This window comes from Marinobacterium alkalitolerans, from assembly GCF_017776525.1.
GTDB lineage: Bacteria > Pseudomonadota > Gammaproteobacteria > Pseudomonadales > Balneatricaceae > Marinobacterium > Marinobacterium alkalitolerans.
Map to the genome: position 1 here is coordinate 20,137 of NZ_JACVEW010000018.1, position 12,779 is coordinate 32,915.

The window sequence follows — 12,779 nt, forward strand, 5'->3', positions numbered from 1 at the left end:
TTAGCGAATGACACGCTTGATCGTACTGAGCAGGGTATCAGGGTTGAAGGGTTTGACCAGCCAGCCGGTGGCGCCCGCAGCCTTGCCCCGCTGCTTCATCTCGGGTGAGCTTTCGGTGGTCAGCATCAGAATGGGGGTGAACTTGAACGCCGGCTTCTTGCGCAGTTCACTGCACAGGGTCACGCCATCCATCTGGGGCATGTTTACGTCGGTCAGAACAAGGTTGAACGAGCCGCTGGCGGCCTTGTTGAGCGCCTCCTGGCCATTGGAGGCTTCGGTGACCTGGTGGCCTTCCTTTTTCAGCGTAAAGGCAACCATGCTGCGCAGGGAGGCGGAGTCGTCGACAACAAGAATGTGGGCCATATCAGTACCTCATGCGGGGGCGAGCTTTAAATGCTCGGTCACACCCAGGCTTTGTGCATATTCATTGAGCTCAGCGGAGACGCTGGCCCAGCGTACAGCGCTTCCCTGCTTGTCGGCTTCGATGACCAGCGCGAGCAACAGCTGTAACCCGGCGGTATCGATATCCCGCAGCTGACTTCCTTCCAGTGGAGGCAGCGGTCCGTTGGCGAGCTGTTCAGAGAAGCGAGCTTTCCATTCGGCGATGTTCTGGATAACGAGTGCTTCAGGCAACTCGAAACGGGTATCGGTCATAAAGTGCCCTCAGGTCATATAATGCATATAAGCACTTTGTGACATTAATGACAATTAAAACTTTTAGGTAACATGCTCTGGAGCAGGGTCTGCTTCAGGCGCTACACCCCCTGTGTTATCAGGGTTATACCCTAGAAAACCACAAAGAATGTCAGTTTGCATCTGTTAATTGGCCCTGTTCGACAATTGGCGCACGACTATAACGGCCTGGATCAAACATCGGTTTGACCTGGCACAAGAAAGCAGGCCAAAAGCGCGGCACCGCAAGGGTTTCGCAAACGCCGCGTCGCGAGGTGTTTGAGCAAAGTACAGAGAGGTTGCCGGCTCGGATGAGCCGGGCAGGGTCAGAGGGAGGTCGAAGCTGTGGATCTGAGCAGGTCCAGCAGGCTGCGTTTACCGCCGGGGTTCTTGGTGGTGACCTGCTCGCCGGCGCGGGCGAAGAAGTAGTCCACCAGCCGTGACAGCCAGAACCGCAGGGCCGCCGCACGCTGCATCGGTAGCAGCCACCGCTGCTCCTCGCCTGAGAGCGGGCGCACCGCCTGATAGGCGTCCAGCAGTGCCGCCGCCCTGTCTGTATCGTAACGGTCGGTGTCTTCGTCGTAGCACCAGGCGTTGAGGGTGACCGCCAGATCATACAAATAGGGGGCCGTGCAGGCGTGATAGAAATCAATCAGTCCGGACAGGCTGTCGCCGTCAAACAGGGCGTTGTCGGGAAACAGGTCGGCATGGATCGGTCCCTGCGGCAGGCTGGTCCAGGGCAGCGTTCCCGCGTCCAGCAACGCTTCCTGCAGGCGGTGTCGGTCGGCATCGCTCAGGTAGGCCATGACACGGGCACCCTGTTCGCTGCACCACTGGTGGATATGGCAATAGGCATCCTGCGGCAGCTCGGACGTTGCCCGGTGTGCCTGTGCCAGAGTGTTGCCAATGGCGGTACATTGGGTGCGGTTCGGCTGTGCCAGCGGCCGGCCCTGCAGACGGTGCATGAGCACACTGGGGCGACCATTGAGTGAACTGGACAGGGCGCCCGAGCGGCAGCGAATCGGCTCTGCGACCGCGACACCGGATGCGGCCAGCCGGGATACCAGGCTCAGCACGAACGCCACCCGCTCGGCATCGGCGGACTCGACCAGCGTCAGTACATATTCGCCCCGGGTCGTGGTGACGAAGTAATTGGTGTTTTCGACACCAGCTTCGATGCCCTCAAAGTTGAGCAGCGTGCCGATGTCGTACTGTTGCAGATAGGTCTCAAGCTGAGACTGCTTTACGACCGTGTAGATGGACATGGTGGATCTCGTATGAAAACGCCTGTGCCTCAGCCGTTCGCGGCCTGAGGCATGGATGCCTGTTCTCCGGAGTGCTGACTCATCCACTGCCAGAGGCGCTGCGCACAGTGCTCTCTTACCAGCAGGTCATACTCACTCTGGTCACAGGGCTGAAGGATCAGAACCCCCTCCTGTTGCAGGCGGCTGAAGCTTTCGTCAGCGGCCACGTCATCCTGTGCCTGCAGCATCTGGATAGCGGCGGCATCGAAGCGGGCCTGCAGGAGGTCGCCACGGGTATCCAGCGAGAGGGTGTCGCCAAATGTTTCGCTCAGGGCCTCGGCCAGCGGCTGTTGGCTGCCGGGCGGCGGCAGAACCAGCCAGCGGTTCTGGCCCAGCCAGAGAATGGCCAGGGAGCCGACACAGGAGATGCGACTGACGGTCAGGGGCTGGGCAACGCCCATGACTTCGCCCACGGCGATCAGCAACGACAGGTTGTCCGGGTCGATGTCCAGGTTCAGTTCACCAATAAAGGGACGCTCGCGCATCATCACGGAGTTGATGCCGGCGGCACCGCTCTGGATCGCCAGATTGATGTGCTTCAGCCGGTTGGGGGCGGTTGGGTTCGGATTCATCAGGCACCTCCTCCGAAGTGGCCAACGGCTTCGCCACTGGCCTGCATGTCGGCGTGATAGGACGAGCGCACCATGGGGCCGCTCGCGACGTTGCTGAACCCCAGCTCAAGGCCAAGGGTTTCGTATTCCCGAAATTCTTCCGGGGTCACATAACGTTCAACAGCCAGATGGTGTTTGCTGGGCTGCAGGTACTGACCGATGGTGAGCATCTCCACGCCGTTGGCGCGCAGGTCTTGCATGACGGTGATGATTTCCTCACGGGTCTCACCCAGACCCACCATCAGGCCAGACTTGGTGACCACTTCAGGGTGAAGCCGCTTGAACTGGTACAACAGGTTCAATGACCAGTGGTAATCGGCTCCCGGGCGCACCTGAGGGTAGAGGCGCGGGACGGTTTCCAGATTGTGGTTCAGTACATCCGGCAACTGGGTGCCCAGTGCCGCAAGGGCAGCGTCCAGCTTGTTGCGGAAGTCAGGCACCAGAATTTCCAGCGTCAGATCGTCGTTCAGAGCCCGGGCTTCACGCACCACTTCGGCAAAGTGGCCGGCGCCACCGTCCCGCAGGTCGTCCCGGTCCACTGAGGTAATGACCGCATAACGCAGGTTCAGAGTGCGGATGGATTCGGCCACATGGCGCGGCTCATCCGGGTCCAGCGCCATGGGGCGACCATGGGCCACGTCACAGAAGGGACAACGGCGGGTGCAGATGGCCCCCATGATCATGAAGGTGGCCGTGCGCTTGCTGAAGCATTCCGCCAGATTAGGGCAGGAGGCCTCTTCACAGACGGTATGCAGCTTGAGCTCACGCAGCTGTTTCTTCACTTTCTGGATGTTGCCGTTGCTGCGCGGGTCGATACGAATCCACTCGGGCTTGCGCAAACGGGCCCGGTTGGGGTCCGGTCGATGGCGCAATTTGGCCATCTTGGATGCGCCCTTGAGTTCGGTTAAAGGAATCTTCTCCATTAGGTACCTCCCGAGTGGATTCTTATTATGCGTTTGCCGGGTGTATCAGCCGCGGTAGTAGCGCTGTTCGATAAACGGCATGCGGGAGACGGTCATGGGCAGCTTCTTGCCACGCACGTCGGCATAGACCTGGGTATCGAGCGCGCTGAAGGCGGTGGCGACATAGCCCATGGCAACCGGCTTGCCAACGGTGGGGCCGAACGTACCGCTGGTGACTTCGCCGATCTTGTTGCCGTCGGCATCAAACAGCTCGGTGCCTTCACGGACCGGTGCACGGCCTTCACCCAGCAGGCCAACGCGCTTGCGGGTCCAGTCCTTGTTGGCGATCTGGCTCAGGATCAGATCGGCACCCGGGAAACCGCCGGCACGTTCGCCGTCGGCGCGACGGCACTTGGAGATGGCCCAGATCAGGCTGCCTTCCAGCGGAGTCGTGCTGTTGTCGATGTCATGGCCATACAGGCAGAGGCCGGATTCCAGACGCAGGGAGTCGCGTGCGCCCAGACCAATGGCCTCGATTTCCGGCTGTTCAAGGAACAGGCGGCACAGGCGGTCGGCTTCAGCGGACGGGATAGAGATCTCAAAACCGTCTTCACCGGTATAGCCGGAGCGTGATACCAGACACTCAACGCCATCGATCACGATGGCACGGGAGTCCATGAACACCATCTCTGCTACTTCAGGAGCCAGGCGGGACACTGCGGTAGCCGCTGCAGGGCCCTGAATCGCAACCAGTGCACGGTCGTCCATCACTTCCAGTGCGACATCATCGCCCAGGTGGGCCTGCAGGTGCGCAATGTCCTGTTCCTTGCAGGCGGCATTCACGACCACATAGATCCAGTCGCCGTAGTTGGTGACCATCAGGTCGTCCATGATGCCGCCATTGTCGTTGGTGAACAGGGCATAACGCTGTTTGCCGACGGGCAGGTCGATAATATCGACCGGCACCAGCTTCTCCAGCGCCGCCGCAGCGTTGGGGCCGCTCAGTTTCACCTGACCCATGTGTGATACGTCAAACAGACCGGCCTGCTCACGGGTGTGCAGGTGCTCCTTCTTGACGCCCATCGGGTACTGAACGGGCATTTCGTAGCCGGCGAAGGGCACCATGCGGGCACCCAGCTCTACGTGCAGGTCGAACAAGGGCGTGTGCTTCAGCGTATCCTGGGTATCGGCCATGTGAACCTCTCAATGTCATGATGGGCAGGCAACAATGAAGCGGCTCCGGGGTGCACGTCGCACCTCACTCTGAGTGCCCACTGCTGCTGCGCTGTTTCTCTGTAAGCGGACGATCATTCCAAAACGATCATCTAGTTTCCAATAGGAAACAAGCTAGACGAACGAGAAACTTCATGCAAGCGATTTTTTCTCAGAGGAAGACCGGGCTGAGTGAACAGGGGTGTTGCTGGCAGGGAGAGGGCAACGGGCGTATCAGGCCGTTACCCAAAGTACTTCGGCATCTTCTTCACTGGTGGAAACCAGTGCATGCCCCATTTCACAGTCATAGTAGGCGGAGTCGCCTGCAAACAGCTCGATGGGCTCGTAGAATTCGGTGTAAAACAGCAGTGAGCCTTTCAGGACATAGAGAAATTCTTCGCCATCATGGCGCACCCATTCGGGATACTCGTCAAAGGCACGGGCATGGACTACGGTTTTGAAGGGCACCATGCGCTTGTTGGTCAACTGGGTTGCCAGCAACTCGTGCTCGTAGGTCGGGGTGGGATGCGGAGTCCCTTCGCCACTGCGGGTAATGTCGCGACGACCGCTGGCGCCGTTACTCTGTTTTGGCTGCGTAAAGAGTTGAGGAATATCGATGCCCAGCCCCTTCACCAGCTTGGAAACCGCCGAGAAGGTGGGCGAGATCTGCTCGTTTTCGATCTTGGACAGGGTGGATCGCGCCAGGCCGGTACGTTTGCTGGCTTCCTCCAGTGTCAGGTTCTGACCCAGCCGAATTTCGCGCACGCGCTTGCCCAGCTGCAAAGGCTCGACAGCTGCTTCCGCATTGCCCTGTGAACGGGACACTTCCAGCTTTTCTTCGCGAATGAAATAGGGCTCGTCAGGCATTGGATCCACTCCTTGATGCATAGCCGCCCGCATGGAGCGGCCAGTTGATGAAATGTTACACAAGCCCACAGGGCATTGAAAGAAAGTCGGTGCACTAAGAAGGTACTATGAGTGCAAATGTTTCCAATAGGAAATTTTTGTTGCCAACGGTAAAGGCTATTGCTAGTCTGACATTCGCACAGGCTATCGGCTACTTTTTAACCAGAGTCGGGTCGATTCATTTGTTCTGAGCCCGCGTGCAGCAGGGGATGCCTCCACAGCGGTAGATAACAATAAGAGGTGAAGGCGCATGCTACTGAGTATTTTTGATCTGTTTAAAGTGGGGATAGGGCCTTCGAGTTCCCATACGGTCGGCCCCATGGTGGCGGCCAACCGCTTTCTGGACGAGCTGCGCGAACAGCAGCTGCTGAAGGGTGTCAGCCGGGTCAAGGTCGACCTCTATGGCTCACTGGCCATGACCGGCAAGGGGCACGCGACCGATGTGGCGGTTATTCTCGGGTTGCTGGGCGAGTCCCCCGAACATGTGGACCCGGATCGTGTAGAAGCGTATCTGCAGACGATCGAGCAGGATGGCGCCCTGTTGCTGGGCGGCGAGCAGTCAGTTCCGTTCCAGCGCGAGCGTGATCTGCCCTTTCATTTCGGCGAATCACTGCCCTGCCATCCCAACGGTGTCCGGTTCAGTGCCTTTGACGCAGCCGGCATCATTGCGCTGGAGCGCGTCTATTACTCCATCGGTGGCGGCTTCGTGCTCAGCGAGGCGGAAGCCGAGGCCGGTGTGGATGCGGCCGATGTCTCCCGCGAAATCCCCTATGTATTTGGCAGCAGTGCAGAGCTGCTGAACCTGTGTGAACGGGATGGCCTTTCGATTGGCGACGTGGTGCTGACCAACGAACGTGCCCGCATGGGCGATGAAAACGCGGTGAATGAGGCGGTACTGAAAATCTGGCGGGTGATGGATGCCTGCATCCGCCGAGGCTGTCAGCAGACCGGTGAACTGCCGGGTGGACTGAATGTGCGCCGCCGTGCCAACGAGCTCTACCGGGAACTGACCGAGCATCCGGAGAATGCACTGAAAGATCAGCTCACCGTGATTGACTGGGTCAACCTCTATGCCATTGCGGTGAACGAAGAAAATGCGGCGGGCGGACGTGTGGTCACGGCGCCCACCAACGGTGCGGCCGGCGTGATTCCTGCCGTACTGGCCTATTACGACCGCTTTATACCCAACTCCAACGAGGCGGGCATCATTCAGTTCATGGCCACGGCAGCGGCCATTGGCATGCTGTACAAGACCAACGCCTCGATCTCCGCAGCCGAGGTGGGCTGTCAGGGCGAGATCGGCGTGGCCTGCTCCATGGCAGCCGGTGCGCTCTGTGCGGTGCTGGGGGGCAGTAATGAGCAGGTCGAGAATGCCGCTGAAATCGGCATGGAGCATAACCTGGGCCTGACCTGTGACCCGATTGGCGGACTGGTGCAGGTGCCCTGTATTGAGCGCAACACCATGGGTGCCGTGAAAGCGATCAACGCGGCGCGGCTGGCGCTCAGGGGCGATGGCCAGCACCACGTGTCGCTGGATTCCGTGATCGAGACCATGCGCCAGACCGGGCTCGATATGCAGGACAAGTACAAGGAAACCTCGACCGGTGGCCTTGCGGTGAATGTGGTGGCCTGCTGATGCAGGTCGGTATCCGTCCTTGCGTCGTAACGCAAGCAAACCCTCTTTGACAATAAGAAACTGAGACCGAGACCATGAGCATGAGTGATCTGTACAGAAACGATAGTGTCAGTGAAGCGTTCTTTACCCGTGAACTGGCCGATGCCGATACCGCCGTTCAGGCGGCCATCACGCGTGAATTTCACCGTCAGGAAGATGGCATCGAGCTGATTGCATCGGAAAATATTGTCTCCAAGGCGGTGATGCAGGCGCAGGGCACCGAGCTGACCAACAAATACGCCGAGGGCTACGTTGGTCGCCGTTACTATGGCGGCTGTGAGTACGTGGATGAAGTAGAAGCACTGGCGATCGAGCGTGCCAAGGCCCTGTTCGACTGTGCCTACGTTAACGTACAGCCCCATTCGGGTGCCCAGGCCAACGGTGCCGTCTTCATGGCTCTGCTGCAGCCGGGCGACACCATCATGGGCATGTCGCTGGATGCCGGCGGCCACCTGACCCACGGCGCCCGCCCGGCCCAGTCCGGCAAATGGTTCAACGCGGTCCAGTACGGCGTGGACCCGAATACCCAGCGCATCGATTACGATGCCGTCGAAGCTCAGGCGGTTGAGTCAAAGCCCAGGCTGATCATCGCCGGCGGCTCCGCGATTCCCCGTGAGCTGGACTTCAAGCGCTTCCGTGAGATCGCTGACAAGGTTGGCGCCTACCTGATGGTCGACATGGCGCATATCGCCGGTCTGATCGCCGCTGGTGTACACCCCAGCCCCCTGCCACATGCGCACGTGGTTACCACCACAACCCACAAGACCCTGCGTGGTCCGCGTGGTGGCATGGTGCTGTCGAACGATCTGGATCTGGGCAAGAAGATCAACTCGGCTGTCTTCCCCGGCCTGCAGGGCGGCCCCCTGATGCACGTGATCGCCGCCAAGGCCGTTGCCTTCGGCGAAGCGCTCAAGCCGGAGTTCAAAACCTACATCAATCAGGTGGTCACCAATGCCCGTGCACTGGCGGCAACGCTGGTGGAACGTGGCTGTGACATCGTAACCGGTGGCACCGACACCCACCTGATGCTGGTCGACCTGCGTCCCAAGGGACTCAAAGGCAACGTCACCGAAGAATCACTGGAGCGTGCCGGCATCACCTGCAACAAGAACGGCATCCCCTTCGATCCGGAAAAACCCATGGTGACCTCGGGTATTCGCCTGGGTACCCCTGCCGGCACCAGCCGCGGGTTCGGAGAAGAGGAGTTCCGCCTGATCGGTAACCTGATCGGTGACGTGCTGGACGGCCTGGCCGAAAACCCGGAAGACAACAGCGCCGTGGAAGCGCGTGTCCGTGCAGAGGTGAAAGCCCTGTGCGACCGCTTCCCGCTGTACCGCTGATACCGGATAGAACAACCACTGAGTGACATCGGGCCAGCCACCTTCTCTGGCCTGATGCCCTAAAGCATGATGAGTCTGAGGAACACAGAATGAGCAACGTACCAACAAATCTGCACTATGCCGCTTCTCACGAGTGGGTACAGGACAATGGCGACGGCACCGTGACCGTTGGCATTACCGACCATGCACAGGAGCTGCTGGGCGACGTGGTATTTGTTGAGCTGCCGGAAATCGGCCGCGAGATCGAGCAGGGAGAAGAGTTCTCTCTGGTGGAGTCGGTCAAGGCGGCGTCCGATATCTATGCACCGGTTTCCGGTGAGGTGGTTGAAGTCAATGAAGCTCTGGAAGATGCGCCGGAAAGCGTGAACGAAGCTCCCTTCGCCGATGGCTGGATTGCCAAGGTCAAGCTGGCGGAAGGCGCGGACCTGAGCCATCTGCTGGATGCTGCGGCGTATGAAGCCAAGGTTGCCGAAGAGGGCTGATCGCCTTGACCGATCGGGCCGGTCTACTGGATTCCCCGATCAGCTCTTTACGCAAGTGCGGGGTGGTTGTCTTGACCACCCCGCTCCCTATTTTCCGGCTACCGGTGCCAATCTCCGATAGCCGGCGAAGATGAACCAGGATTGACCCGAGGGTGGTCGATCTTCAAGCAACAGGTTGAGCACAATGGCAGTTGAAATGCGCACACTGGCCGAGCTGGAACAGCCCAGCGAATTTACGCGCCGTCATGTCGGACCGGATGCCGCTGAACAGCAAGCGATGTTGGAATCACTGGGGCTGGAGAGCCTTCAGGAACTGATCAAACAGACCGTACCGGATGCCATCCGTCTGGATGATGCGCTGGATATGGACCTGGGTGTTACCGAAGTGGCAGCACTGGCCGAGCTGAAGGCTCTGGCGAGCCGCAACAAGGTCAACAAGTCCTACATCGGCATGGGGTATCACAACACCCTGGTACCGAATGTGATCCTGCGCAACGTGCTGGAAAATCCGGGCTGGTACACCGCCTACACGCCCTATCAGCCCGAGATTGCACAGGGCCGACTGGAAGCGCTGCTGAACTACCAGCAGATGGTGATGGACCTGACCGGCATGGACCTGGCCAACGCTTCCCTGCTGGATGAAGCCACCGCTGCGGCCGAAGCCATGACGCTGTGCAAGCGTGCCAACCGCAAGAAAAGCCGCACCTTCTTCGTGGCGGATGACGTTCACCCCCAGACCCTCGACGTGGTGAAAACCCGCGCCGAATACTTCGGTTACGACATCGTCGTTGATACGGCCGAAAAGCTGGGCGAATACGATGCCTTTGGTGTGCTGCTTCAGTACCCGGGCACCTGTGGTGACATCACCGACATCGCCACGCTGATCGAAGCGGCCAAGTCACAGAAAGCGATGGTTGCCGTGGCGGCCGATATTCTGTCACTGGTACTGCTGAAATCACCGGGTGAACTGGGCGCCGATATCGTGCTGGGCTCTTCTCAGCGCTTCGGTGTGCCGATGGGCTTTGGTGGCCCGCATGCGGCCTTCTTCGCCGCCTCCGAAAAGCTCAAACGCTCGGTACCGGGCCGTATCATTGGCGTGTCGGTCGATGTGAAAGGCAACCAGGCACTGCGCATGGCGATGCAGACCCGTGAACAGCACATCCGCCGTGAAAAGGCGACCTCCAACATCTGTACCGCGCAGGCGCTGCTGGCCAACATGTCCAGTTTCTACGCCGTGTACCATGGCCCTGAAGGCCTCAAGCGCATTGCCGAGCGCGTGCATCGCCTGACCGCCATTCTGGCGCTGGGTCTGAACGAGAAGGGTGTGACAACCAACGCATCCTACTTCGATACCCTCACCTTCAAGGCCGATGCCGAGGTGTACACACGCGCACTGGAGAACGGTTGCAACTTCCGCCAGCTGGATGACGGTCGTCTGGGCGTCAGCCTGGATGAAACCACCACCGCCGCTGATGTGGCGCAGCTGTTTGACGTTATCCTGGGCGCGGATCACGGTCTGGACGTGGCGGCCATTGACGCGCGCATCACCGGCGGTGAAGCGACCGGCATTCGCGCTGATCAGCGCCGTGAAGACGCCATCCTGACGCACCCGACCTTCAATAGCTACCAGTCCGAAACCGAGATGCTGCGCTACATGAAGGCGTTGGAGAACAAGGACTACTCGCTGGCGCATGGCATGATCCCGCTGGGCTCCTGCACCATGAAGCTGAACGCGACGGCCGAGATGATCCCGGTGACCTGGCCGGAATTCGCCAACATGCATCCTTTTGCTCCGGCGGATCAGGTCAGCGGCTACCATGCCATGCTGGCACAGCTGGAAGAGCAGCTGGTGGAAATCACCGGCTACGACAAGGTGTCGTTGCAGCCCAACTCGGGTGCTTCCGGTGAGTACGCCGGCCTGCTGGCGATCCGCAAGTATCACGAGTCCATTGGCGAGGGACACCGCAATGTCTGCCTGATCCCCTCCTCGGCTCACGGTACCAACCCGGCGTCAGCCGCCATGATGGACATGAAGGTCGTTGTGACCGCCTGTGACGAACAGGGTAACGTGGACATCACCGATCTGGCCGAAAAAGCCGAACAGCATGCGGACGAGCTGTCCTGTCTGATGATCACCTACCCGTCCACCCACGGGGTGTACGAGGAAGACATCATCGAGATCTGCCAGATCATTCACAAGTTCGGTGGTCAGGTGTATATGGATGGTGCCAACATGAACGCACAGGTAGGCATCGCCAAGCCCGGCCTGATCGGTTCTGACGTGTCACACCTGAACCTGCACAAGACCTTCGCCATTCCGCATGGCGGTGGTGGCCCGGGTATGGGGCCGATCGGCGTTAAGAGCCACCTGGCGCCCTTCCTGTCCAGCCACAAGGTCAGCCCCGTTGAGGGTGTGAATCCGGAGAACGGAGCAGTTGCGGCTGCGCCTTTCGGCTCCGCTTCCATTCTGCCGATCACCTGGATGTACAACCGCATGCTGGGCAAAGACGGCCTCAAGCGTTCCACCGAGGTGGCGATTCTGAACGCGAACTACCTGACCGAGCGTCTGTCCGAGCACTTCCCGGTGCTCTACCGCGGTCGCAACAACAAGGTAGCGCACGAGTGCATCGTCGATATCCGTCCGCTCAAGGATGCAACCGGCGTGACTGAAGAAGACATTGCCAAGCGTCTGATGGACTACGGTTTCCACGCGCCGACCATGTCCTTCCCGGTTGCCGGTACGTTGATGGTCGAGCCGACCGAGTCCGAGTCCAAGGCCGAGCTGGATCGCTTCGTGGAAGCGATGGCGAAGATCAAGGGCGAGATCGAGCGAGTACAGAACGGTGAGTGGACACTGGAGCAGAGCCCGCTGCGTCACGCGCCACACACACAGGCGGATCTGACCGACCCGGAGTGGAATCGCGCCTACTCCCGCGAGGAAGCGGTGTTCCCGACGGCACATACCCGTGCCAGCAAGTTCTGGCCCACCACCAACCGTATCGACAACGTATACGGGGACCGGAACTTCATCTGCTCCTGCCCGAGCATCGAGTCCTATCAGGAAGACTGATCGACGGCCGGTCTCTCACAAGGGAGGCCGGCGTTGATGGCAACCTGAGGTACTGAACCAAAACCCTGCCATCTGAGCAGGGTTTTTCGTTTTCAGGGGGAGGAAAAAACCGCTTTTGGAAAGGCGCTCCGAGGCTGTTTTCAGGAACCCCGGAAACAAAAAAGCCCCGCTTTTGCGAGGCTCTTTTGAGGAATTTTGGTGCCCAGAGGCGGAATCGAACCACCGACACGGGGATTTTCAATCCCCTGCTCTACCGACTGAGCTATCTGGGCAACGGGGGCGTATTAAACCGGAAACCCCCTGAACGGTCAAGCATTAATTGGAATTTATTTTTCCGGCGGCACGTAGCCTTCAGCCTTGTCGTAATCTTCGCCGGACAGGAACTTCTCCATCTCCTGCTGCAGGTACTTGCGGCTGTCCGGATCCATCAGGTTCAGGTGCTTTTCGTTGATCAGCATGGTCTGATGATCGGTCCATTCCTGCCAGGCTTTCTTGGACACGTTGTCGTAAATGTTCTGGCCCAGTTCGCCGGGATAGGGCGGGCGGTCCAGTCCTTCCAGTTCCTGTTTGTACTTGCGGCAGAAAACAGTGCGTGTCATGTCGAT

12 protein-coding genes and 1 tRNA gene are annotated in these 12,779 nt (G+C 59.5%); 4 read left to right on the top strand and 9 right to left on the bottom strand.

The genetic code is table 11. The features are described from left to right. The 7 genes from H9C73_RS11860 to H9C73_RS11890 form a co-directional block, all read right to left on the bottom strand. Entirely contained in the window at positions 1–363 is a 363-nt protein-coding gene (locus tag H9C73_RS11860) for a response regulator (protein ID WP_209288041.1), read from the bottom strand. A 9-nt stretch (positions 364–372) separates the two neighbouring features. Further along, positions 373–654, bottom strand: coding sequence for an STAS domain-containing protein (locus H9C73_RS11865; RefSeq protein WP_209288042.1), 282 nt, complete (start codon positions 652–654; stop codon positions 373–375). Between the two features lie 344 nt (positions 655–998). Beyond that, positions 999–1,937: a homoserine kinase gene (locus tag H9C73_RS11870; protein ID WP_209288043.1), complete on the bottom strand. Its 939-nt coding sequence runs from the start codon at positions 1,935–1,937 to the stop codon at positions 999–1,001. A 29-nt stretch (positions 1,938–1,966) separates the two neighbouring features. After that, positions 1,967–2,548: an aminomethyltransferase family protein gene (locus H9C73_RS11875; protein WP_209288044.1), complete on the bottom strand. Its 582-nt coding sequence runs from the start codon at positions 2,546–2,548 to the stop codon at positions 1,967–1,969. Further along, positions 2,548–3,510 (bottom strand): lipoyl synthase, encoded by a 963-nt coding sequence (gene lipA, locus H9C73_RS11880; protein ID WP_209288045.1) that lies wholly within the window; start codon positions 3,508–3,510, stop codon positions 2,548–2,550. Before lipA ends, H9C73_RS11875 begins: the two co-directional genes overlap by 1 nt. A 45-nt stretch (positions 3,511–3,555) precedes the next feature. Further along, positions 3,556–4,683, bottom strand: a complete 1,128-nt coding sequence (gcvT, locus tag H9C73_RS11885) for a glycine cleavage system aminomethyltransferase GcvT (RefSeq protein ID WP_209288046.1) — start codon at positions 4,681–4,683, stop codon at positions 3,556–3,558. Positions 4,684–4,935: 252 nt separating this feature from the next. Next, on the bottom strand, positions 4,936–5,568 hold the full coding sequence (locus H9C73_RS11890) for a helix-turn-helix domain-containing protein (RefSeq protein WP_209288047.1): 633 nt from the start codon (positions 5,566–5,568) through the stop codon (positions 4,936–4,938). Between the two features lie 289 nt (positions 5,569–5,857). On the opposite strand from H9C73_RS11890, the gene H9C73_RS11895 reads away from it, so the two are divergent. From H9C73_RS11895 to gcvP, 4 genes are all read left to right on the top strand, one after another. Next, positions 5,858–7,243, top strand: a complete 1,386-nt coding sequence (locus tag H9C73_RS11895) for an L-serine ammonia-lyase (RefSeq protein ID WP_209288048.1) — start codon at positions 5,858–5,860, stop codon at positions 7,241–7,243. A 74-nt stretch (positions 7,244–7,317) separates the two neighbouring features. Then, on the top strand, positions 7,318–8,622 hold the full coding sequence (gene glyA, locus H9C73_RS11900; protein ID WP_209288049.1) for a serine hydroxymethyltransferase: 1,305 nt from the start codon (positions 7,318–7,320) through the stop codon (positions 8,620–8,622). 89 nt (positions 8,623–8,711) lie between these two features. Next, positions 8,712–9,104 (top strand): glycine cleavage system protein GcvH, encoded by a 393-nt coding sequence (gcvH, locus tag H9C73_RS11905; protein ID WP_209288050.1) that lies wholly within the window; start codon positions 8,712–8,714, stop codon positions 9,102–9,104. A gap of 184 nt (positions 9,105–9,288) precedes the next feature. Beyond that, entirely contained in the window at positions 9,289–12,174 is a 2,886-nt protein-coding gene (gcvP, locus tag H9C73_RS11910) for an aminomethyl-transferring glycine dehydrogenase (protein WP_209288051.1), read from the top strand. 196 nt (positions 12,175–12,370) lie between these two features. Here gcvP and H9C73_RS11915 read toward each other — a convergent pair. Together H9C73_RS11915 and H9C73_RS11920 are read right to left on the bottom strand one after the other, a co-directional pair. After that, positions 12,371–12,446: transfer RNA gene (locus tag H9C73_RS11915), tRNA-Phe, on the bottom strand. 54 nt (positions 12,447–12,500) lie between these two features. Next, positions 12,501–12,773 carry an oxidative damage protection protein gene (locus H9C73_RS11920; RefSeq protein ID WP_209288052.1) on the bottom strand — a complete coding sequence of 91 codons (273 nt, stop codon included), beginning with the start codon at positions 12,771–12,773 and terminating at the stop codon, positions 12,501–12,503. Between the last annotated feature and the right edge of the window lie 6 nt (positions 12,774–12,779).